Below are 20,346 nucleotides of genomic sequence, written 5' to 3' on the forward strand. Positions count from 1 at the left end.
ACCCACAGAATAGCGTGCATCACGCACGCTCATCGAACCAAAGCGTGCGTAGCGCACGCATCTGCTGTCTTGATCCCGACCCGCTCCCGAACGGAGAAAGCCCATGCCCCAAACGGACATCGCCACCACGCTCACCGACCTGCTCTTCACTCCCGACCTCGATCTGGACGAGGCCGCGGACGGGCACTTCGCCTCCGACTACCGCCAGCGCACCGACGACCGCTGGGACGACCGGCAGGACTTCCTGGCCCACATCGCCCACCTGCGCACCATCGTGACCAGCGGCTCGATCCAGGTACACGACGAACTCGTGGACGGGCATCGCTACGCCGACCGGCACACGGTGAACATCACCAAGACCAACGGGTCCACCGTCCGGATTGAGGTCTACCTCTTCGGCGAGTTCGCGCCCGGCGGGCGGTTCCGCCGGATCGAGGAGACCACCCTCATGCTCGACGGCACCGAGGATGGCCGGAACCTCGGCAGCGCCCGATGAGTAGGGCCACTGCCCCGCCAACGGGACAACACGCGCCGTGGCCCTCCGAGTTGGACTCTCGTCCACTCAGAGGGCCACGGCGTATGGTCCCCAAGGGCCTGTCCGGCGAATATTGGTGCCGAGCACCTTGCGGGTGAGCGGGGTCTGGTGCGGGCAGCCGAAAGTGATCCGCCGTCGCTTCGACGGTGTCCCGGTCGGGAGTCACTGGTATCAGCCGTCTCCGCCACACAGAGCGGCAGCCATTTGCTCCCCCGTGACGGGCAGGTTTGGTCTGGTCCCCACCCACGTTGGCGTCGAGCCACCCTTGCGGCGTCTGGCGCGGATTTCCTGAAGACAGGGAAAGTGCCGGCGCAGAATGCCGCGCAGGCTGTCAGCACCAACCCGGCCCCAGTCCCCCTGTAGTTCTGCGACCATCGAGATCGCAGTGACCGGTTGCGCCGCACCTGGATCATGCGCTGCAACGCCCGGTCAGGCGCGTCGCGACTGACCTTGCGGCCCGTTGCTTCGACGGCGGAGCGAAGACTGCGCGTCGTGGGTCAGTCCTCGGTCCGCTGTGTCACGCGTGCGCTCGTGCTGTCGCCGAGGAACTCGTACCAACGGCGCTGCAGGCAGAGGTAGTGCGTGTCCGCCTCGACCAGAGCGAGGAAGGAGTCCACGGTCTCGGCCAGCCGCTCCTGGAGCCCGGGCTCGAGCAGATCGTCGTCGTCCGCAAACGCCTGATGGGCCTTGGCCAGGCTGAACATATCGGGGTAGACACGGGCTCCCAAGTGCTCGAGCGGGACGCGCAACGCCCACAGCCCCCGATTGCCGCCCACCATGGAGGGAGAAGCCGAGACAAGCATCGTCTGCTTGTCCTTGAAGGGCTGAGGCCGGAACCGGGACACCCAGTCGATGGCGTTCTTCACCACACCGGGCACCGACGCGTTGTACTCGGGGGAAGCGATGACGAGAGCCTGGGCCGACTGAATGCGCTCACGCAGCGCCACGGCCCCCTCGGGCGGCCCCTGGGTCTCCTCAATGTCTCCGTCGTAGGACGGGGCGTCGAAGTCGCGCAGTCGGGCCAGGTCCGCCGTGGCACCGGCCCGCCCCACAAGTCGCGCGACCAGCGTGGCCAGACGTGAATTGACGGAACCGCTCCTGGACGATCCGGCCAGAACGAGCACACGCAGCGCCTCTCGGCTCCCAGAGGTGCTCGCGGCGTCGGGACCATGGGCCGAGTGTGGGGAATCCGTCATCATCGTGCCTCTCGCGTCGCCGTCTCGAACTCCGGTCAGTGCACCCTCCGCCGCGAGAAGATCCTCACCCCAACGGTCCGACAGCGCATCCGAGAATCCGCGTGGCCGGATCGGACAGGGAACCCAGCCGACCCGCGAACAGCCGCACCACGGTCCGGTGAAGCAGTGCGGCCGGACGCACCCCTTCGAGGGGGTCACCTTGACCGGGGGTGAGGAGTCCGATGCGCTGCACGCCGCCGACGGGCGGATGGCTGAGCATCCGTCCACCATCGTCGTGCACACCCTCGACCGGCTCGGCCGCAATCTGCGCGAAGTACTCAACCTCGTCCACGAGCTGAACGAACGGCTCATCGGGGTGCGCTCACTCGCCGACCCGCTGCCGGTCAACACCGCTGACGGGGGCATGGGCCGCATCGCCTTCCTGCTGCCGGCCCTGTTCGCCGAGATGGGACGTACCTTCACCGCCGAACGCGCCGCCCATGCCCGCGCCGTCGCGGAAGCCGCCGGCCGCCGCATCGGCCGTCCCGTCGCCCACCCTGCCGACAAGATCGAGTATGCACGCCTGCTCAAGGGACAGGCCGCCAGTTACCGCGAGATCAGCGCCAGAACCGGTGATCCGCAGTCAGCATGTGCTGCCGACTTCGGGGAGAGACAACGGATTTCAGGCCGGTGGAGCGCCCGGTGGAATGCCGGGCCGAATCGGACGGAGTCCGTCGAGGATGACGTTGAGATTGCGCTCCCACTGCTGATCGCTTGCCTGGATGCCCAGCGTGTGCTCACCCGTCGCAGCGGCAGCGAACAGGAAGGGGATGTCCTGCCAAGCGATGTCCGCACGCATGACACCGCTTGACTGGGCGCGCTCCACGAGCCGCCGGATCCGTCCTCGCAAGTCCTCCAGGCGCTGGGCAAGGGCGTCGCCACAGGCGCCGCCGAGCGCCTCGCTGACGCCGCAGCTCTCGGCCCGCAGGCGCACATAAGCCGCCGCGAATACGCAAAGCCCGCTCCAGGGGTCCGGGTCCTCCAGAGCTTGATCGGCGACGTTCGCGATCTCGTCGAGGAGATCATCGAGGACCGTCTCGAGGAGCATCTCCAGGGAGGGGATTCGCCGATAGAAGGTGCCGACGCCCACACCTGCCCGGCGCGCGATCTCGTGCGCGGATACGCCAACGCCGATCTCGGCGACTGCGGTCCGAGCGGCCTCCACCAGACGCTCGAGATTGCGCCGCGCATCCGCGCGCGGGCGACGCCCCGACTCGTCGGCGAGCAGGCGATCCACTGTGCTGTGCGGCTGGCTCATGACCTGATCCTAGCCATAACTGGACCAATCTTGTCCGGTTAGCTAAGGTCTCAAGCGGACAAGATCTGTCCGCTTACGCGGGGAGTCGAAGTTATGCAACCGAAGAAGATTCGGGTGGGCGTCATCGGAGCGAGCCCCGAGCGGGGCTGGGCCGCTCGGGCACATGTGCCGGCCTTGATGGCGCTACCGGAGTACGAGATCAGCGCAGTCGGCACCAGCCGCCCTGAGAGCGCCCGTGCGGCAGCACGGCAGTTCGGAGCCGCACACGCCTTCACCGACGCCCGGCAACTCGCCGAGCATCCCGAGGTGGACTTGGTCGTCATCACCGTCAAGGTGCCCGCGCACGCAGAACTGGTCGAGGCAGCATTGGCCGCCGGCAAGCATGTGTACTGCGAGTGGCCGCTGGCCCGAACGACCGAGGAGGCCGACACCCTCACGCAATCAGCCCGCACCGCAGGCGTCCACCACGTGATCGGGCTGCAGGCGCGATTTGCCCCCGCGATCGCCTACGCCCGCGACCTGGTCGCAGGCGGCCATGTGGGACGCGTGACTTCAGCAACCGTTTACGCCGCCCGGGGCAAGGGCGCCGGGGGCCGGATCCCTGCCTGGGCGGCCTACACCCTCCAGCACGACAACGGCGCCGGGACACTTGAGGTCGCGGGCGGGCACACCCTCGACGCGCTACAGCATGTGCTGGGCAACGTCAGCGATCTCTCGGCCACCTTGTCCGTCCAACACCCCGTCTGCACCATCGCCGAAACTGGCGAGGTGGTCGAGGCGACAAGCCCCGATCACCTTCTCCTCAACGCGACTCTCACCGACGGTGCCGTCGTGTCGGCTCATATCCACGACACCAAGGGCACTGACGCCCGGACCCGACTTGAGATCTCCGGCACCAAGGGAGACCTGGCCATCACCTCCACCGCAGCGGGTGGCCCGGCAGGAATCCAGATCGGTGAACTGCGCCTGCTCGGGACAGACGTCTCGGACGGCACCTGGCGAGAGCTGCCGATCCCCAGCCGGTACCACTTGACCTCCGGGATCGGCCCTGCCGCGGAAGGCGTCAATGTAGCCCAGATGTACGCCCGACTGGCCCTCGATCTCCACACTGGCTCCCGCAGCGTTCCGGACTTCGAGGCCGGCCTGCGGCTGCACCGCCTTCTTGATGTGATCAGGCTCTCCGCGAGTACGGGCACCCGCCAGACCCTGGGCTGACCGACGCTGAAAGGCGAGGGGCGGTCGAAGCCGTGGACGTTCGACCGCTCCGTCGATCAACGGTATCGGTGACGAGAATTCCGCCATCATCGCCGCCCGACCAGACCTGGCCTGGGCGCTGTTGGAAAACGGTGAGCTGACGGCAGCCGACGAGCCCTACCTTCCAAAAGGGCATCCGCATCTGCAGTCGGCCCGAACCGAACGGGTTCGTACCCTGTGGACTTCGGGACGATACGAAGCCGTCGAGGCGGAGTCACGCGCGTCGCTCGCCATGCTTTGGCGGCATCCGCACGCCAAACAGCGCAGCGTACTGCGCGTCCGGTACGAGCTGGCGAGGCTCACGCACCAACGCGGCCGGTTCGAAGATGCGGCCACCGAACCGGGCTCGCGCTCCAGGCGGCGCGGTAGGCGTCGCGGATCTGGTCGCGACCCTCGAAGCGTGGCGGGAAGCCAGGTGCGGTGAACGGGAACTCGTGGACCGCGTCCGGGGCGTAGAGGTCCGCCAGGTCGTCGACAGAGAGCCGGGCCCGCGAATGGACCGCTTGCCCTCTCGCCCCTGTGCACACTCAAACTCATCAGCGGGCAACTTCGTGGCCGTCAGGTCGTCCGTTGCCAACGCCGAACACCTACTGCTCATCAGCTCGGATGGCAGATGAGCGAACTCACGCACTCAGGTTCGCGAAGACCCGTCCGAGCATCGTTGCCAGTTGCTCCCGCTCGGCCGCGGTCAACGGCGCCAGGAGTTCGTCCTGCACTGCCTCTGCCTCGGCGTTCAGCTCACCGAGCACCGCGCGGCCGGCCTCGGTCACGACGACCGTGACCCGCCGCCGATCGGCCGGGTCACGCGCGCGCTCGACGTAGCCGAGCGCGCCGATTTCCTCGACCACCTTCGTCACGTCGCTCGGATCGATGGCCAGTCGCAGCGCCAGGTCGCGCTGGGCGTGCGGCCCGAAGTCGGCGAGTGCGGCAAGTACTGCCATGTGCCACAGCCGCAGCCGCCGCGCCGCCAGCCGCTCGGCCAAGCGCTGCCGCGCGATCTTGCCGGTTCGGGACAGCAGATAGGTCGTGAGCGCGGTCAGGCTCGGCGGCTGCAGCGGGGTTTCGTCCATGGCAATACTATAGGTGCCAACCTATAGTAGGTGTAGACCTACTAATTGGAGGATCCCCATGGATGCCCTGCACCCTCGCCTGCTCGTGGACCGCTTCGCCGACAGCTTCGAGTTCTACGACGCCGTCCTCCCAGAACTGTTCGGCGCCCGGCTGATGAAGGGCACGGCCGCCGGCCCCTACGCCAACTGGGACGTCGACGACCAGGGGATCCTCGTGCTATTCGACCGCGCCGCCCTGGCCGCGGCCGTCGGGAACGCCGGCATGCCGACCTCCGCCCCTGTCGCACGGGACCGCGTCATGTTCGTCTGCCGCGTGGCCGACGTCGATGCGGGCCTGGCGCTGTGCCTCCGGCACGGCGGAACGCTGGTCGCCGAGGCGACGGACCGCCCCGAGTGGGGTCCCACTATGCGCACCGCGCACCTGCGAGACCCCGAGGGACACCTCATCGAACTCCAGTCCTATTAAGGTGGGTTTCGAAGGTGGATCACGTGTGGTGGTCGGCGAGGGGGCGCGGCTCGTCCGTCCGGTCGCGGCTCAGGGGCAGCCGGCCCGAGCAATGCGCCTCGCGCTGTTCGGCCACCCACTCCCCGCCCACCACCCGGCCGCACACCGCGGGTTGCCGGCCACCGCGTGTCGCCGCCTGGCTGCGAGAGCACCCGGGAGCGGAGATCGCCTGCCGGGACCGGGCCGGTTCGGCTGCCTGGCACGTCAGTTGATCTCGCCGCCGCAGGTCAAAGTCCTACCCGCAGACCAGATCAATGGAGACAGGACAACACCGACCGCAACCGTCCTGTCTCATTCGACCTTACTGCCGCGGTACGCGCTGACCTGCGGAGACACAAAGCCGGGTGCGGCACCGGAACCTTGCCAACTCACTGGAAGTTGTGGGCGGATCGAAAACGGCGCTCTCCCCTTCGCGCGAGGCTTGTGCTGGACTGTCCCGGCATAATCCGTACACGACGATGGGGTGCATGCGATGCCTCTTGAGGGCGAGTACGAGCCCAGTCCGGCGCAGTGGGTGCGCGAACAGGTCGAGCTGTATGAGAGTTCGGGTGGCACACAGGGCACAACGCTCTGGGACACGGGCCTGCCGGTCGTCATTGTCACGATGCGCGGCGCGAAGAGCGGCCGGATCCGCAAGATTCCGCTGATGCGCGTGGAACACGAGGGGCGGTACGCGGCGGTGGCCTCGAAGGGCGGCTTCCCGCGCCACCCGGTCTGGTACTTCAACCTCAAGGCCGACCCTCGGGTGGATCTCCAAGACGGACCCAAACGCCAGAGCATGATGGCCCGTGAGCTCACCGGGGACGAGCGGGCCCAGTGGTGGCAGCGCGCGGTCGCCGCGTATCCGCCGTACGCCGAATACCAGGAGAAGACCCACCGCGTGATCCCGGTCTTTGTACTCGAACCCGAGCACCTGGCCGAGCCGGCGAAGGCCCCGGCGCCGACGGGGAACTGAGCTGGGTGCGGCTCTTCTTGAGGGAAGTTCCCGGTCAATCGGTGAGCTGGTAACGGTGCCGGCCGGGGGTGGGGTGGCGACGGTGGTGCTCGCGTTCGGGGCAGTAGGCCCAGCAGGCGTCGAGGTCGCCGTTGTCGATGAGCGCGCGGAGTTCGAGGACGGCTTCGGCCCCGTCGAGGCCCCCGCGGGCTGATGCCGCGGCCAGGACCGTCCTGTCACGCACCGCTTGTCCTGGGCGGAGTGCTGCCGCAGCGCACCTTCCGAGGATGCCGGTGCGGCATCTGGCGTGGCCGGATCCGGCTTGGCCGTACCGGACTCGGTATCCCCCGGGCGCACGGTCGTCGATGTCCATGGGTGCCCAGCTCCAATTGGCCGTGCAACGCAGGCTGGTTGGAGTGTTCCAGCACATCTGGGCCGGATGACCGCCAAGCCGGAGGGCGTATCCGCCGTGACGAACGGATACCGGTGGCATCAAGACCAGGTGGCTCGCTGTGCGTTCCCGCACCGGAATGATCGCTTCACTGTGCAAACAGAGCCTCCGCACGGCGCCGTCGCTGCCGTAGGTTCCCTCATGGACCGGCGGATACCAGCCTGGTCTTTCGCCTGCAGGGCACCACACAACAATGGGGAACTGAATTGATTCGGAAGCGTATGGCGCGCACCCTGGGCCTGGCCCTTGCCGCACCGCTGCTGGTTGTGGCGACGAGCACAGCGGCGCACGCCGACGGTGATGTGAAGTGGGTCCACAACAACGGCGGTGGCTGCCTCACCGCCATGTCGGACCCGCCCCGCGGCTGGAAGGAAGTGGGCCTCTACCCTTGCTGGTTCGGTGCCGCGAATTGGCACGACGTCAATGTCGGCGGTGACGTCTGGATCGAGCGGATGGCCGATGTTCCCAGCGTCTGCCTGGCCGCCTACAAGGACCACGACGCATACGTCGAGGGCTGCTCCGACGGTGTCAACGACTATCAGCGCTGGCGGGAGCAGCGGGTCAACGGCGGCTGGAAGCTCCAGAACGTAGCGACCGGCGAGTGCCTCGACAGCGACAACACCGGTGTCTACACGCGCCCTTGTGGCGACGACAACACGTACCAGGTCTGGCGTTGACCGTCGGCGACACCGGCCGATGCCTCTGTCTGCGATCGCGATGAAACGAGAGGGACCACCATGTCGAAAATGACGCTGAAAAGCGGAATGGCCCGGGTCGCCACCATTGCGGTGACCGCTTCGGCGCTCGCGATGACGATGGCCACTTCGGCCTCGGCATCGACCCAGGATAATGTTGTCTCCTGGTGGAACGTTGCCACACACGCCTGCCTCAACTGGAAGGACAGCCACGGCAACCTCCAGCCCAAGTCAGGCGTTTGTGACAACGCGAACTCCCGCGGTTTCTCGCAGTGGAGAGAGACGCCGGTGGACGGAAAGTACTGGACATTCCGCCCTGCCAGCGGTGACGCGGCCAATATGTGCCTGACGTCCTACAACACCACCGTCTACCTGGAGAACTGCCAGGATGGCAACTGGTGGCAGCAGTGGGAGGAGATCCGGACAGATGCCGGCTGGAAGCTCAAGCACCGGGGCGCCGGCGATGTGGCCGGCTACTTCCTCGACACCGACGGCCTGCGTGTGTACACGGAGCCCGAGAACAACGGCGATTACCAGTTGTGGAAGTGACGGCATAGCCCCTGCCGACGCGTACGTCCGGCGCCCGCTGGGCGCGGTCGCAGGTTTCCCTGGCGGCGAATGAACTCCCCACGAAGGAAGAGTCATTCATAGCGTCCACCGGAATCGCTCAACGGTGTCCTCGGAGTCGCCGGTGAAGGTCAGCAAGATGTCAGGGGCTGTCCTGGCTCCGGGGATCGTTCACCTGACGTACTTCGCCGACAATCAGGGGCGCCGGGCATGGCGGAGTTCCTTGTGGCGTCTGACGGAGACAGGCTGGCGCATGTACTTTCACCAAGGCACTCCGGCCGGTTGAAGGAAGCCTGCCCCGCCATCGGCGAGGGCGGGCATTCCTCAACCATCAGTATCACGATGGGAGTTGCTGGGGCGCGATGCCGGGCCGTTGTGCCGCCTCGGTCGGCAACTGAGGGTGGTCTCGCCAGTGGGATGAGGCGGACAGGCCGGTGCGGACGATGGCGTTGAGCACGCGGCCGGTCACCCGGTGACTGCACGGGCAGCGTCCAGCAGGGGCCCGGCCCCGTGACGCAAGAGGTCTTCGGCGACGGCCCGCCCCAGGGGCTCCGGGTCGACGGCCGGGCCGGTGGCGGTGACGGCGATCTCGCGGGTGCCGTCCAGCGCGGTGACCCGGGCCGTCAGGGACAGGCTGCCGTCGCTGCGGATGCGGGCGTACGCCCCAAGGGGCAGGTCGCAGCCGGAGCGCAGGGCGGTGAGCACGGCGCGCTCTGCCCGCACTTGGGCGTCGGCCTCGTGGTTGCCAAGGCCGGTGAGGAGGTCGCGGAGCGCGGTGTCGTCCGAGCGGATCTGGATGCCGAGCGCACCCTGGGCGGGCGACGGGGTGAAGGGCTCGACGGGCAGCAACTGCGTGATGCCCTCGGCCCGGCCGAGGCGGCGCAGGCCCGCGGCGGCCAGAACCACGGCATCGAGACCGCCCGCCTTCGCCTTGGCCAGGCGGGGCGGGACGTTACCGCGGATCGGGACGAGCTGCAGGTCGGGCCGGGCGGAGAGGAGTTGGGCGATCCGGCGTGGCGCGCTGGTGCCCACTCGGGCGCCCTCCGGCAGGTTGGCGAGGGTGCTGCCGCACAGGGCGTCACGCGCGTCCTGGCGGCCGGGTGGCGGCAGCAGCAGCAAACCCGGTGTGGAGATGGCGGGTAGGTCCTTGAATGAGTGGACGACCAAGTCCACTTCCCCGGCCAGGAGGGCGGCTTCCTGCGCGTTGGAGAACGCCGCGCCTCCGGCCGCGCGGGAGACCTCGGCGAGGGTGGTGCGCCGGTCGCGGTCGGCGCTCTCAGTCACCGCCCGGTGCCGGAAGACGATGCGAGGGAAGCGGCGGCGCAGCGGTGCCAGGTACTCGGCGACCTGGGCGCGCGCCAGATGGCTCGCCCGGGACCCGACCGTGACCACGGTCATGCCCATCAACTCCTCCTGCCGGCGGCGTGGTTGGCCGCATCGTAGCCGCCCCACAACACACTGCTTTCCGGCGCTTGCCGGCCTTGAGCACCCGGAGATCCCGCGCTTGATGCGCCCCTGGCCCCGCGGCGCGGCGACGTCCGCAACGCCCCATGGAGCAACGAATCATCGCCTTCCATGCCCTGGACCTGTTCGACCAGGAGCGCCGAGGGCTGCCCCGACCGCGCGCCAATGCCACATCGATGACCCGCACCACCCGTTGCGGCACGGGGACAGAACACTTGACCTTGAAATGCTAAGCGCGCATACTATTCAACATGATGACTCTCGGAACCGCCCAGATCTCCTCCGCCGCAGCTCCCGCCGCCTTCTTCGCCCACTGGGCCGACATGGCCACGTGGCCCGAGTGGAACGCCGACACCGAATGGGCCCGCCTCGACGGCCCGTTCACGCAGGGTTCGACCGGGGCGCTCAAGCCGAAGGGCGGGCCCAGGACCAAGTTCGTCATCGATGTGCTGACCGAGAACGAGTTCACCGATGTGTCGCTGCTGCTCGGCGCCAAGCTGACCTTCCGTCACCTGGTGGAGACCGACGAGGCCGGCACCACGGTCGTCCGGGTGACCGCGAGCCTGGCCGGCCCGCTGGCGTGGATGTGGAACATGATCCTCGGCAAGGGGATCGGCGCCACCCTCCAGCGCGACCTCGATGCACTCAAGGCCGCCGCCGAGGCGAAGACCGAGGCCGTCGCATGAAGTACTGGCTCGGCGTCGTCTGCCGCGAGCACGTCGAACGCGGCAGGCGACTGGGCATCGCCCAGCTGGGACACGGCAGGAGGCCCCCGCTCGCGCGACTGAGCACCGGGGACTGGCTGATCTACTACTCGCCACGTACCCAACTGCGCGCGGGCGCCCCGCTGCAGGCGTTCACGGCGCTCGCCCAGGTGGCGGACGAGACAATCTGGCAGGCCGACGAGGGCGACTTCAAGCCCTGGCGCCGCCGCATGCACTACCACGCCACGACCGACACGCCGATCAGCGAGCTGCGCCACGCCCTGGACCTCACGGCCGGCCCGGACTGGGGCTACCAACTGCGCCGCGGCCTGATCGAACTGAGCGAGAACGACTTCACCCTTATCCGAGCTGCCATGGGCGGTGCAGCGGCGAACACCGCGACGGACGCCGCATCCCAGGAGGAGATCTTTCGGTATGACCGAGCGTGAACTGGCCACATCCTTCGACGACGCCGAGGAGAGCCCGGGATTGCTGCTCTGGCAGATCACCAATCGCTGGCAGGCCGCCCAACGGGCCGCGCTGAAGCCGCACAGCCTTACCCATGTGCAGTTCGTCCTGCTGGCCGCCCTCACCTGGCTTGGCGGCGACGGCCCGCTCACACAGAAGCAACTGGCCGACTACGCCGCGACCGACCCGATGATGACCTCACAGGTGCTCCGCACACTGGAGGCGGGCGGCCTTGTCGAGCGCCTCCCCCACCCGACCGATAAACGCGCCCGCGCTCTTCAGGTGACCTCGGCCGGCCGTGACCTGGCCAACCGGACGATCGGCGTCGTAGAGGAGTGTGACCGGCGGTTCTTCGAGCCACTGGGCGCACTCACCGCGCCGTTCATCCGCTCGCTCCAGCGCCTCAAGGCCGGCGGCGACGAGGCAAGCTGAGCCGCGTCAGCAGCCTCATCGCGCTCTCCGGCCGGGCACATAGTCCGCTGTGGTCGCGCCGATCCGGTCGACGGCGACCTTCGAACGCTCGAAGGCTCGCGGGGTCGTTCATGCCCGAAGCACCCATGCTGATCGTGTGTCCTTCCTGGGGTAAACGCTCTTCCGGCGTCCGTCAGCGGCCCGTATAAGCAGCCAGAGCGCGCCCGAACCGTAAGCCCCGGAGCAGCTCCGGCAGTTGGAACGAACGTCGGCTCAAATCTCAGCCGAAACCGTGCGCGTACCCGGGGAGCCGAGGTGATGCGGGATCCGGAGCATCGGTGTGTTGGCCACCTCGGTGTGCACGGTGAGCATGTGGGCGCCATGAGTACAGGCGAATCCCGATCAGGTGATCTACGGAGGGCGATGTCAAAGCACACACCAGCGCATGGGAGTTGGGCCGCAGCCCCGACGTTCGCGCCGTATGCACGCAGGGGGCGCCCCCTTGGCGCGCACGCGTGATCGAGCCACCGCACGCCGTGTCCGTTGCATCGCCGGGACCCTCGCCAGGCGAACACGTTCGGTTAAGCCGAAAGTACACTCCGTAAGGAATCGTGATTGCTCCTCGATTCCTCCGGAAAGGGGTCGTTTCCATGACCTTGTCCGTCGACGAAGCCCGCACCCTCAAACGAGCCCGCAGCGAAGCGCAGCCGGGCGCTGTGTGGCACGCTGTCACCGGTTTTGCCACCTGGGTGGACGCCGTCAACTTCGCCAATGTCAACCCCGCCCAAGGCGAGGGTGAGTTCATCGCCAGTCACAACACCGATGGAACAGTGGACGGCGCCTACTTCTTCTGACAGCGCACATCGAACGGGACGCCGCCGGCCCTGGGACCAGAAGACCGGCGGCGTCCGGTATGCCGAGACCTTCCAACTCCCCTTTCTCGACACCGACATCACCCGAACCCGCTGGCCACAGACAAGGCTTGGGTGACGGCCACCTCTTAAGAGGCCGAGAAATCGCAACTCCTCTTCACCCCCCGATCACCGCTGCCGCCTTCTAACGGTCGCCTCCGAGGGGACAGGCTGCGTAGCCGTGACGCCACTCAAGGAGCGAGGGCGCACGCGGCGTCGCGATCACCGCCGCCGCCTGGCAGCAGTCCCTCCGAGGCGGCAGACGCCCGCGGGCTCTCAGCGCCACTCACTCTCTGCCACCACCATCCAGACGGCATCCTCACCCGCCACCGATGCCGCAGCGGCTGCCCCGGACGGCAGCCCCTGTTGCACCCACCTCGGCCCCAACGCCGCCGGACACTTCGTCAAATACCGTCGCCTGCTGTGGAAGCGCGGCATCAAACCGTTGATCGCCCGACGCAGCGTCGCCCATGGCTCCGGACGGGGAAAGGTCCGGTGGGTCGTCGAGCGCGCGTTCGCCTGGCTGCACCGGTTCAAGCGACTCCGCACCCGCTACGAACGACGCGCCGACCTTCACCAGGGCCTGCTCGAACTCGCCTGCAGCATCATCTGCCTCCGGCGACTCCGGACGGCATGCCGAAACGCTCAGTAAGGGCGCGCGAGCCCGTCGAGCCAGTGCCCGACCAGGCCCCGTACGGTCTCGGCGCACTCCACCTGCGGGTTGTGCCCGGCGGCATCGAGCACCGTCGCCGCCATCCGGGGGTAGTGGTCGAGCAGGGCCAGCTGGTCGCGCCAGCCCACCAGGGCGTCCTGCCGGGTGGTCACCAGCAGATGGCGCCCGCGGTGCGCGGGGGTCTGGTGCTCCGGCCAGTGCGGCAGCAGAAAGTCGGTCTCCAGCTCGGCGGCGGCCGCCTCGTCGTGGGCCCGCCGGCCGGGCAGCACGTATCGCTCGAAGAGCTCCCACCTGGGTTTGTCCAGGCGGGCCATGACGTGGCCGAAGAGCTCGCGGTCGGCGGCCGGGAGGCGGTCGAGCAGCTCCTCGTCGCGCTCCAGTACCGTTTCCCCGGGCAAGGTCCGGTCGTCGCCCCAGCACACCACTGGCACCAGCAGGGCCGAGCCGAGCACCTGCTCCCCGTACCGCGCCGTCACCGCCCGGGCCAGCTGACCGCCGAAGGACTGCCCGACCACCGCGAACGGGCGGTCGCCCAGCTCGGCGTCGATCCATTCGAAGACGGCTCCGGCCAGGGCGGTCGCCGAGGTCGGGCCGGGCAGCCGGGGGCTGGCGCCGTGGCCGGGGAGGTCGAGGTAGAGGCGCCGCCAGCCGGGGCGGGCGGCGAAGGCGGGTTCGAGCGGGAGCAGGACGTGGTGGTCGACGGTGTAGCCGTGGATCAGGACGAGCGGAGTGCCGTCGCCGAATGCGGTGTGCCGGATGGCGGAGTCGGTCATGGCCACAACCTCCGACCTTGACACTCGTGTCAGGGTCAAGCGGCAGTTTCGAGCCAGTCCCGACCGGGGGTCAGGCGAGCTCTCTGACCACCGAGAGGTACTCCAGGATGGCGTCCCGGTTGCGGGTCAGGCACTGGATCCGGCGGGTCATCCGCTCCGTCTCGGACTCCAGGGTGTCGAGCATCTCCGGGGTGGCGTCCGCGAAGTGGATCGTCTGCGGGGTGTCCAGACAGGGCAGGATCTGCTTGATGATCCGGGTCGGCAGCCCCGCGTCCAGCAGCCCCCGGATCTGCAGCACCCGGTCCACCAGGTAGTCGTCGTAGTCCCGGTAGCCGTTCGCCTCGCGGCGAGGGGCGATCAGGCCCTGCTTCTCGTAATAGCGCAGCAGGCGCGGAGTGCTCTCCGTCAGCCGAGCCAGTTCGCCGATTCTCATGTGACTGCCCTCACATCCTGACCGGGCCGTCCCGGCTGGACCTTGACATCCATGTCAACGATAGACGATCGGCCCATGTCGACAAACGAACTCCGGTCCCCCACCTGTCCGATGGCGCCGCCCGCGAGCTCGGCCCGACTGCCCTGGCCGGCGCTGCTGGCCCTGAGCACCGCCGGGTTCCTCACCTTGATGACGGAGGCCCTGCCGGCGGGTGTCCTGCCTGCAATGAGCGCGGACCTCGGCGTCAGCCAGACAGGCGCCGGACAGTCCGTCACGCTCTACGCGGTGGGCTCCATCGCGGCCGCCATCCCGCTGACCGCCGCCACGGCCGGCTGGCCGCGCAAGCGGCTGCTGCTCCTGGCTGTCGGCGGCTTCGCGGCGGCCAACACGGTGACCGCCGTCTCCGGCAACTACCCGCTCACCATGGCCGCGCGCTTCGCGGCGGGCCTGGTCGCCGGGCTGCTCTGGGCTCTCTTGGCCGGGTACGCCCGCAGCATCGTGGCGCCGGAGCAGCGCGGACGGGCGATGGCGGTGGCGATGAGTGGCTCGACCGTCGCCCTCTCGGTGGGGGTGCCGGCCGGCACCGCGCTCGCCGATGCTGCCGGGTGGCGGGTCGCCTTCGGGCTGATGAGCGTGATCGCGCTGGCCCTGGTCGGCTGGATCGCCGTCAGCGTCCCGGCCGTTCCCGGCCGCGACGAGCACGACCGGCCGCCACTGCGGAGGGTGCTGCGGATCCCCGGCGTGGCAGCCGTCCTGGGCGTCACCGCCGCCTTCGTCCTTGCCCACAACCTGCTTTACACCTACGTCGCCGCACTACTCGAACCGCTGAACCTCGAAGGGCGAACCGACACCGTGTTGCTGGTCCTCGGCCTGTCCTCGCTGGTCAGCATCCTCGCCACCGGGGCACTGATCGACCGGCACCTGCGCACCCTGACCCTCGCCGCCTGCGGACTCCTCGCATTCGCCACCACCCTCGTCGCCGCCGCCCTGCTCACCTCGGCGTCCTGGCCCGTCTACGGCGCCGCCACGGTCTGGGGCTTCGGCTTCGGCGGCGCCGCCACCCTGCTGCAGACCGCCGTCGCCGACGCCGCGGGCACGGCCGCCGATCTCGCCCAGTCCCTCCTGGTCACCTGCTGGAACCTCGGCATCGCCGCCGCCGCATTCGCCGGCGGCCTCCTCCTCGACCACACCGGCCCGAACTATCTGCCCTGGTCGGCCCTGGCGCTGCTGGCCCTCGCCCTGACCGTCACGGCCACTGCCCGTCACCACGGCTTCCCGACCCGCCGATGACCTCGTTCGCGTGACGACCGCAGGGCGGGCAGGCTGCCGACGCCACGAGTGCTGCAGCACCATCTGCCTCCGGCGATACCGGACGGCAATGCCACGCCCCGCGTGGGCGCACCGACCCCCTCTCCGACAAGACCCGCGATTCCAGCGGCAGGGCATCGCCGACATGGTCACTGGATCTTCGGCAACACGGGCGGCTGCGCCTGACCGACCAGACCGTGATCGACACACGGGGTGTTCGGCGCCGCCTGTCGGCCTTCCTCTCCAGTGCGCACCCCGCGAGGTCACCGCCGTCGCCCACAGGCGAAGTTCCGCAGTCGCCAACCTGATACGCAGGAACGACACACCCGCACCTGACGGCGCCTCAGTCAAGTCGACACCGGCCCCGCCCCGGGACCACCGCCGCCGAACAGGACTCTTCACCCCGGTCCGCAACGGCGCAATTGAGCCCACCGCGGGATTCCCGTCAACATCGGCACCGGCCTCGCCGCTCGCCACACTCCAGGAGCGGGAGAGCACTGTCGCATCACATCTCCAAGCTGGACCAGATCGGATGCATGGCTGGATGTCGCCCCATGTGACAGGTTGGCCGGTTTTAAAGCCATGATGTTGCCGGGGAGTTAACACAAGTACATGATCACTGCTCGTATCGACCTGATCACTCATCCAGGAGCCGAGAAGTGATACGCAGAACCGCTCTCCGCGCCCTCACCACCGTCGCCGTGACCGCGGCCCTGGCCCTGCCCCTTACCCAGGGGGCCCAGGCGGCCACACCGAACACGGCCGCCCCGGCGACCACCACCCCGGCTGCCGTGGTCAACTCGGACGACGACAACCCCTTCCGCCGGATGGAACTGGACGGCCTGCGGGCCGACTTCCAGTTCATGTGTCCCACTGGCCACTGTGTGGGCTTCTGGTCCCTGGTCCTGACGAAGGACGTCGCCCAACAGGACTTCGATGGCGGCAAGTTCTTCGTCTACGCCCCGGCGACGGGTGAGTTCAGCTTCTTCCTCGACACGGACATCGCCGTGCGCACGGTCGACCACCCCGGCCAAGTCCGCCTGGTCGACATCGAGTTCATGCGCTCCCACCCGCGCGTCGAGGTCCGCTACGGCAACCCCGGCCAACCGGACCGGGCCCGCGTCGTCGCCTCGGCGACGACCCTGATGTAGCCGATCACCCGCCCCGCCCGACCCGGGCGACCGAGTCGCGCCCAGCACGCCCGGCGGCCACCACGGTCCTGACCGGCAACGGCCGCGCCGCCGGCGCAGCGGCTCGCCGCACTCGCATGCCCTCGTTCACGAGATTTCATCACAAGGGAGTCATTGATTTTCATGCGCAAGAGTCGGAGATTTTTCGCCTTCGCCGCTGCGAGTGCGGTCATATGCACCGCGGGATTAATGCCGTCGGTCAGCCAGGCCGCCGGCATCGGCAACGGGGAAGCGAAGCGGTCCTACGCCGAAACGCACGGCCTGACGGCGGACGATGTCGAGAACATCAATGCACTCAACGAAAGAGCCCTGGCTCTGGGCCGGCATGGCGTCGCGCCGTCCTTCCGGGCCCCCAGCTTTTCCGATGACAGGGAAACCCCTCCCGCCGAGCCGCTCGACAGAATGCCCGACTCATACCGGGCCTACGGGGGAAGGGCCACTACGGTCGTCAACAACTACATACGCAAGTGGCAGCAGGTCTACAGCCACCGCGACGGCAAGAAGCAGCAAATGACCGAGGAACAGCGAGAAAAGCTGTCCTACGGCTGCGTCGGCGTCACCTGGGTCAACTCGGGCCCCTACCCGACGAACAAATTGGCGTTCTCGTTCTTCGACGAGAACAAGTACAAGAACGACCTGAGGAACACCAGGCCCCGGGACGGGGAAACGCGGGCGGAGTTCGAGGGCCGCATCGCCAAGGACAGCTTCGACGAGGGGAAGGGTTTCAAGCGGGCACGTGAAGTGGCGTCCATCATGAACAAGGCCCTGGGAAACGCGCACGACGAGGGCACGTACATCGACAACCTCAAGACAGAACTCACCAACAACAATGACGCTCTGCTCCACGAGGACAGCCGCTCGAACTTCTACTCGGCGCTGCGGAATACACCGTCCTTCAGGGAAAGGGACGGAGGCAACTACGACCCGTCCAGGATGAAGGCGGTGATCTACTCAAAGCACTTCTGGAGCGGGCAGGACCAGCGGGGCTCCTCCGACAAGAGGAAGTACGGCGACCCGGACGCCTTCCGCCCCGACCAGGGGACCGGCCTGGTCGACATGTCGAAGGACAGAAACATTCCGCGCAGCCCCGCCAACCCCGGTGAAAGCTGGGTCAATTTCGACTACGGCTGGTTCGGTGCCCAAGCAGAGGCGGATGCCGACAACACCATCTGGACCCACGCCAACCACTATCACGCGCCCAATGGCGACCTGGGCCCTATGCACGTGTACGAAAGCAAGTTCCGGAACTGGTCTGCCGGGTACGAGGACTTCGACCGCGGAACCTACATGATCGCGCTCATACCCAGGAGCTGGAACACCGCCCCCGCCAAGGTGGAGCAGGGCTGGCCCTGACCGAACCGGGTAGGGGGGACCGGCTCACCCGGCCCCCCTACCCCTCCATCGGACAGGCCGTGGGCCGCGGCAGCCGCAGCATGACTCGCACCGGGCAGCGCCGAGGGCGGGATCGTCATAGTCCTCCTAGGAGGTACGGCCGCGCAGCACGCACCGGTCGTCGGTGATCAGGCAGTCGCACTCCCCCAACCGGACCGCGATGCCCAATTCCGGGCGCGATAGCGTCCGTTGCAGGGCCTCGAGACTGAAATGACTGGTCACCAGGGGCATCGTCGCCGAACTCGAACCCGACTTGTTCACCCCACCCGGCACCTGAGCCGCAGGGGCGCCGTCGCCCCCGTTCGCCGGGGAAGGCGCCAACCTCGCCATGCTCGACGGCGCCGAGCTCGGTCAGGCCATCGCCGCCCACCCCGGCGACACCGAAGCCGCCCTCACCGCCTACGAACAGGCGCTCTTCCCCCGCAGCCAGGCCGCGGCCGCGATGTCCGCCGCCAACCTCCGCACCTGCTTCCGCGCCGACACCCCGCAGGGACTGCTGGACCAGTTCACCGCCCAACACCGGGCGGGCTGACCCCCTGGCGGTTGGCCGTCGCCCGGTGGTTGTCAGGGCATGGGTTCGGCCCCCTCCCGGTCGGCCGACTCCGAACCGCCGATGTTGTCGATGTTCTCCTCGACCCAGGTGCGCAGCAGATTGAGTGGGACGGCGGCGCTCTTGCCCAGGGCGGTGAGGGCGTACTCGACGTGCAGCGGCACCGCCGGATAGACGGTGCGGTCGACCAGGCCGAAGTCCTCCAGGCGGCGCAAAGTCTGGGTGAGCACCTTGGGGCTGACGCCCTGGAGCCGGCGCTGCAGTGCGCCGAAACGTTGCGGTCCGTCCTCGAGTGCGCCGATGGCCAGCGCTGACCACTTGTTGGCCAGCAGGTCGAGCAGGGCTCGGCAGGGACACTGCGCGGCATAGACGTCGTGGTGCGAGTGCTGGCCGGTCGGGCAGCTGGTCGTCATCTGAGGGCGCTCCTCACCAGGTTCACCTGGTTCACCAGGATGGTTTCCAAAGGGAAGCAGTCTCCCTTGCTGGTAACTACACCCTCGGACGTAGCTTCATTCCCGTCGATGTTCCCGTCGACGTTCCCGTCGGCACGGAGGCCGCCAAAGGCCTTCCGCATGCTGCGATTCAAGGAGATGGCCATGTCCGCAGACATGATGCGCGCAGTCGTCCAGGACGGTTTCGGCGGCCCGGAGGTGCTCCGGGTCCGGCAGGTGCCCCGGCCCGAGCCGCTGCCGACGGAGGTGCTGGTGCGGGTGCACGCCGCCGGTGTCAACCCGGTGGACTGGAAGACCCGGGCCGGCAGCGGCATGGCGGGGGTGCTGGGGCAGCCGCCGTTTGTGCTCGGCTGGGACGTCTCCGGCGTGGTGGAGGCGGTGGGCTTCGGCGTCACCACCCTGAAGGTGGGGGACGAGGTGTACGGGATGCCGTGGTTCCCGCGCGCGGCCGGCGGCTACGCCGAGTACGTCACGGCCCCCGCCCGCCAGTTCGCACGCAAGCCCACCACCGTGGGACACGAGGAAGCCGCGGCCGTGCCGCTCGCAGCGCTGACCGCCTGGCAGGCGCTGGTGGACACCGCCGACCTCCAGGCAGGGCAGCGGGTGCTGATCCACGCCGCCGCCGGTGGTGTCGGCCACTTCGCGGTCCAGTTCGCCAAGCACCTGGGCGCGCACGTCCTCGCCACCGCCAGCGGCGGCCGTCACGCCTGGCTCAAGGAACTGGGCGCCGACGAGGTCATCGACTACACCACGGTCCGCTTCGAGGACGTCGCACGCGACGTCGACATCGTGATCGACCTGGTCGGCGACGTCCACGACAGGACGAGCCTGCGTTCGCTGGAAGTCCTGCGCCCGGACGGTCTGCTGGTCGCCATCCCGGCCGGCGTCTCCCCCGAACTGGCGGATGCCGCACGGGCCCGCGGGGTCCGGGTCACCCCGTTCCTGGTCGAGCCGGACGGTGCGGCCCTGACCCGCATTGCCGAGCTCATCGACGCCGCTGAGGTCGTGGCCGAGGTCGAAGACGTCTTCCCGCTGGAGCAGGCCGCCCTGGCCCACACCCGAGGTGAGAACGGCCGCACCCGCGGCAAGCTCGTCCTCCGCGCCGCGGCCTGA

Annotated in this window: 25 protein-coding genes and 4 pseudogenes; 18 read left to right on the top strand and 11 right to left on the bottom strand. The window is 68.5% G+C overall.

Features of this window, described 5'->3' with window-relative positions; genetic code table 11:
* The first annotated feature begins 103 nt into the window (after window positions 1-103).
* Entirely contained in the window at window positions 104-496 is a 393-nt protein-coding gene (locus ACIHFE_RS25020) for a nuclear transport factor 2 family protein (RefSeq protein WP_400109817.1), read from the top strand.
* A 536-nt stretch (window positions 497-1,032) separates the two neighbouring features.
* On the opposite strand, the gene ACIHFE_RS25025 is transcribed toward ACIHFE_RS25020, so the two are convergent.
* Together ACIHFE_RS25025 and ACIHFE_RS25030 are read right to left on the bottom strand one after the other, a co-directional pair.
* Window positions 1,033-1,665 carry an NADPH-dependent FMN reductase gene (locus tag ACIHFE_RS25025; RefSeq protein WP_400110203.1) on the bottom strand — a complete coding sequence of 211 codons (633 nt, stop codon included), beginning with the start codon at window positions 1,663-1,665 and terminating at the stop codon, window positions 1,033-1,035.
* Window positions 1,666-1,795: 130 nt separating this feature from the next.
* Window positions 1,796-2,062 carry a hypothetical protein gene (locus tag ACIHFE_RS25030; RefSeq protein WP_400110213.1) on the bottom strand — a complete coding sequence of 89 codons (267 nt, stop codon included), beginning with the start codon at window positions 2,060-2,062 and terminating at the stop codon, window positions 1,796-1,798.
* Here ACIHFE_RS25030 and ACIHFE_RS25035 point away from each other — a divergent pair.
* Window positions 1,979-2,182: pseudogene (locus tag ACIHFE_RS25035) on the top strand (recombinase family protein); the annotation flags it as partial. The gene ACIHFE_RS25030 and the pseudogene ACIHFE_RS25035 sit on opposite strands and share 84 nt — an antisense overlap.
* Before the next feature lie 210 nt (window positions 2,183-2,392).
* Here the strand turns inward: ACIHFE_RS25035 and ACIHFE_RS25040 are convergent.
* Window positions 2,393-3,028 (bottom strand): TetR/AcrR family transcriptional regulator, encoded by a 636-nt coding sequence (locus ACIHFE_RS25040; RefSeq protein WP_400109819.1) that lies wholly within the window; start codon window positions 3,026-3,028, stop codon window positions 2,393-2,395.
* Between the two features lie 93 nt (window positions 3,029-3,121).
* Here ACIHFE_RS25040 and ACIHFE_RS25045 point away from each other — a divergent pair, with 93 nt between their 5' ends.
* Window positions 3,122-4,243, top strand: a complete 1,122-nt coding sequence (locus tag ACIHFE_RS25045) for a Gfo/Idh/MocA family protein (protein WP_400109820.1) — start codon at window positions 3,122-3,124, stop codon at window positions 4,241-4,243.
* Between the two features lie 338 nt (window positions 4,244-4,581).
* On the opposite strand, the gene ACIHFE_RS25050 is transcribed toward ACIHFE_RS25045, so the two are convergent.
* Together ACIHFE_RS25050 and ACIHFE_RS25055 are read right to left on the bottom strand one after the other, a co-directional pair.
* Window positions 4,582-4,809, bottom strand: a complete 228-nt coding sequence (locus tag ACIHFE_RS25050) for a nuclear transport factor 2 family protein (protein WP_400109822.1) — start codon at window positions 4,807-4,809, stop codon at window positions 4,582-4,584.
* Window positions 4,810-4,905: 96 nt separating this feature from the next.
* The gene (locus tag ACIHFE_RS25055; protein WP_400109824.1) at window positions 4,906-5,352 is read right to left on the bottom strand and encodes a MarR family winged helix-turn-helix transcriptional regulator; all 447 of its coding nucleotides are present in this window, start codon (window positions 5,350-5,352) and stop codon (window positions 4,906-4,908) included.
* A gap of 58 nt (window positions 5,353-5,410) precedes the next feature.
* Here ACIHFE_RS25055 and ACIHFE_RS25060 point away from each other — a divergent pair, with 58 nt between their 5' ends.
* Together ACIHFE_RS25060 and ACIHFE_RS25065 are read left to right on the top strand one after the other, a co-directional pair.
* Complete coding sequence (locus tag ACIHFE_RS25060) at window positions 5,411-5,818, top strand: VOC family protein (protein WP_400109825.1); 408 nt, start codon at window positions 5,411-5,413, stop codon at window positions 5,816-5,818.
* 511 nt (window positions 5,819-6,329) lie between these two features.
* Entirely contained in the window at window positions 6,330-6,812 is a 483-nt protein-coding gene (locus ACIHFE_RS25065) for a nitroreductase family deazaflavin-dependent oxidoreductase (protein ID WP_400109827.1), read from the top strand.
* A gap of 34 nt (window positions 6,813-6,846) precedes the next feature.
* Here the strand turns inward: ACIHFE_RS25065 and ACIHFE_RS25070 are convergent, their stop codons facing one another.
* Complete coding sequence (locus tag ACIHFE_RS25070) at window positions 6,847-7,035, bottom strand: hypothetical protein (protein WP_400109829.1); 189 nt, start codon at window positions 7,033-7,035, stop codon at window positions 6,847-6,849.
* A gap of 428 nt (window positions 7,036-7,463) precedes the next feature.
* On the opposite strand from ACIHFE_RS25070, the gene ACIHFE_RS25075 reads away from it, so the two are divergent.
* From ACIHFE_RS25075 to ACIHFE_RS25085, 3 genes and pseudogenes are all read left to right on the top strand, one after another.
* Window positions 7,464-7,919, top strand: coding sequence for a ricin-type beta-trefoil lectin domain protein (locus tag ACIHFE_RS25075; protein WP_400109831.1), 456 nt, complete (start codon window positions 7,464-7,466; stop codon window positions 7,917-7,919).
* 69 nt (window positions 7,920-7,988) lie between these two features.
* On the top strand, window positions 7,989-8,486 hold the full coding sequence (locus tag ACIHFE_RS25080) for a hypothetical protein (protein ID WP_400109832.1): 498 nt from the start codon (window positions 7,989-7,991) through the stop codon (window positions 8,484-8,486).
* A gap of 136 nt (window positions 8,487-8,622) precedes the next feature.
* Window positions 8,623-8,790, top strand: a pseudogene (locus ACIHFE_RS25085) (DUF4440 domain-containing protein); the annotation flags it as partial.
* A 179-nt stretch (window positions 8,791-8,969) separates the two neighbouring features.
* On the opposite strand, the gene hemC reads toward ACIHFE_RS25085, so the two are convergent.
* Window positions 8,970-9,902 (bottom strand): hydroxymethylbilane synthase, encoded by a 933-nt coding sequence (hemC, locus tag ACIHFE_RS25090; protein WP_400109834.1) that lies wholly within the window; start codon window positions 9,900-9,902, stop codon window positions 8,970-8,972.
* Between the two features lie 317 nt (window positions 9,903-10,219).
* On the opposite strand from hemC, the gene ACIHFE_RS25095 reads away from it, so the two are divergent.
* The 5 genes and pseudogenes from ACIHFE_RS25095 to ACIHFE_RS25115 all read left to right on the top strand — a co-directional run.
* Entirely contained in the window at window positions 10,220-10,654 is a 435-nt protein-coding gene (locus ACIHFE_RS25095; RefSeq protein WP_400109836.1) for an SRPBCC family protein, read from the top strand.
* Window positions 10,651-11,121: an EVE domain-containing protein gene (locus tag ACIHFE_RS25100; RefSeq protein WP_400109838.1), complete on the top strand. Its 471-nt coding sequence runs from the start codon at window positions 10,651-10,653 to the stop codon at window positions 11,119-11,121. Before ACIHFE_RS25095 ends, ACIHFE_RS25100 begins: the two co-directional genes overlap by 4 nt.
* On the top strand, window positions 11,108-11,572 hold the full coding sequence (locus ACIHFE_RS25105) for a MarR family winged helix-turn-helix transcriptional regulator (protein WP_400109840.1): 465 nt from the start codon (window positions 11,108-11,110) through the stop codon (window positions 11,570-11,572). Before ACIHFE_RS25100 ends, ACIHFE_RS25105 begins: the two co-directional genes overlap by 14 nt.
* A 629-nt stretch (window positions 11,573-12,201) precedes the next feature.
* Window positions 12,202-12,405, top strand: a complete 204-nt coding sequence (locus ACIHFE_RS25110; RefSeq protein ID WP_400109842.1) for a hypothetical protein — start codon at window positions 12,202-12,204, stop codon at window positions 12,403-12,405.
* 466 nt (window positions 12,406-12,871) lie between these two features.
* Window positions 12,872-13,114 (top strand): annotated as a pseudogene (locus tag ACIHFE_RS25115) (transposase); the annotation flags it as partial.
* Here ACIHFE_RS25115 and ACIHFE_RS25120 read toward each other — a convergent pair.
* Window positions 13,108-13,908 (bottom strand): alpha/beta fold hydrolase, encoded by an 801-nt coding sequence (locus tag ACIHFE_RS25120; RefSeq protein ID WP_400109844.1) that lies wholly within the window; start codon window positions 13,906-13,908, stop codon window positions 13,108-13,110. The pseudogene ACIHFE_RS25115 and the gene ACIHFE_RS25120 overlap by 7 nt on opposite strands.
* 70 nt (window positions 13,909-13,978) lie before the next feature.
* Window positions 13,979-14,341 carry a MerR family transcriptional regulator gene (locus ACIHFE_RS25125; RefSeq protein ID WP_400109846.1) on the bottom strand — a complete coding sequence of 121 codons (363 nt, stop codon included), beginning with the start codon at window positions 14,339-14,341 and terminating at the stop codon, window positions 13,979-13,981.
* Between the two features lie 75 nt (window positions 14,342-14,416).
* On the opposite strand from ACIHFE_RS25125, the gene ACIHFE_RS25130 reads away from it, so the two are divergent.
* From ACIHFE_RS25130 to ACIHFE_RS25140, 3 genes are all read left to right on the top strand, one after another.
* Window positions 14,417-15,631, top strand: a complete 1,215-nt coding sequence (locus ACIHFE_RS25130) for an MFS transporter (RefSeq protein ID WP_400109848.1) — start codon at window positions 14,417-14,419, stop codon at window positions 15,629-15,631.
* 677 nt (window positions 15,632-16,308) lie between these two features.
* Window positions 16,309-16,800, top strand: coding sequence for a hypothetical protein (locus ACIHFE_RS25135; protein ID WP_400109849.1), 492 nt, complete (start codon window positions 16,309-16,311; stop codon window positions 16,798-16,800).
* Window positions 16,801-16,962: 162 nt separating this feature from the next.
* Complete coding sequence (locus ACIHFE_RS25140; RefSeq protein ID WP_400109851.1) at window positions 16,963-18,192, top strand: protein-glutamine gamma-glutamyltransferase; 1,230 nt, start codon at window positions 16,963-16,965, stop codon at window positions 18,190-18,192.
* Between the two features lie 126 nt (window positions 18,193-18,318).
* Here the strand turns inward: ACIHFE_RS25140 and ACIHFE_RS25145 are convergent, their stop codons facing one another.
* Entirely contained in the window at window positions 18,319-18,453 is a 135-nt protein-coding gene (locus ACIHFE_RS25145) for a hypothetical protein (protein WP_400109853.1), read from the bottom strand.
* Between the two features lie 76 nt (window positions 18,454-18,529).
* Between ACIHFE_RS25145 and ACIHFE_RS25150 the strand changes: the two are divergent.
* Window positions 18,530-18,763 (top strand): annotated as a pseudogene (locus ACIHFE_RS25150) (FAD-dependent monooxygenase); the annotation flags it as partial.
* A 32-nt stretch (window positions 18,764-18,795) separates the two neighbouring features.
* Here ACIHFE_RS25150 and ACIHFE_RS25155 read toward each other — a convergent pair.
* Complete coding sequence (locus ACIHFE_RS25155; RefSeq protein WP_400109854.1) at window positions 18,796-19,194, bottom strand: winged helix-turn-helix transcriptional regulator; 399 nt, start codon at window positions 19,192-19,194, stop codon at window positions 18,796-18,798.
* Between the two features lie 183 nt (window positions 19,195-19,377).
* Here ACIHFE_RS25155 and ACIHFE_RS25160 point away from each other — a divergent pair, with 183 nt between their 5' ends.
* Window positions 19,378-20,346, top strand: coding sequence for an NADP-dependent oxidoreductase (locus tag ACIHFE_RS25160; protein ID WP_400109856.1), 969 nt, complete (start codon window positions 19,378-19,380; stop codon window positions 20,344-20,346).

The sequence above is a fragment of the Streptomyces sp. NPDC052396 genome (assembly GCF_044593195.1).
Classification (GTDB): Bacteria; Actinomycetota; Actinomycetes; order Streptomycetales; family Streptomycetaceae; genus Streptomyces.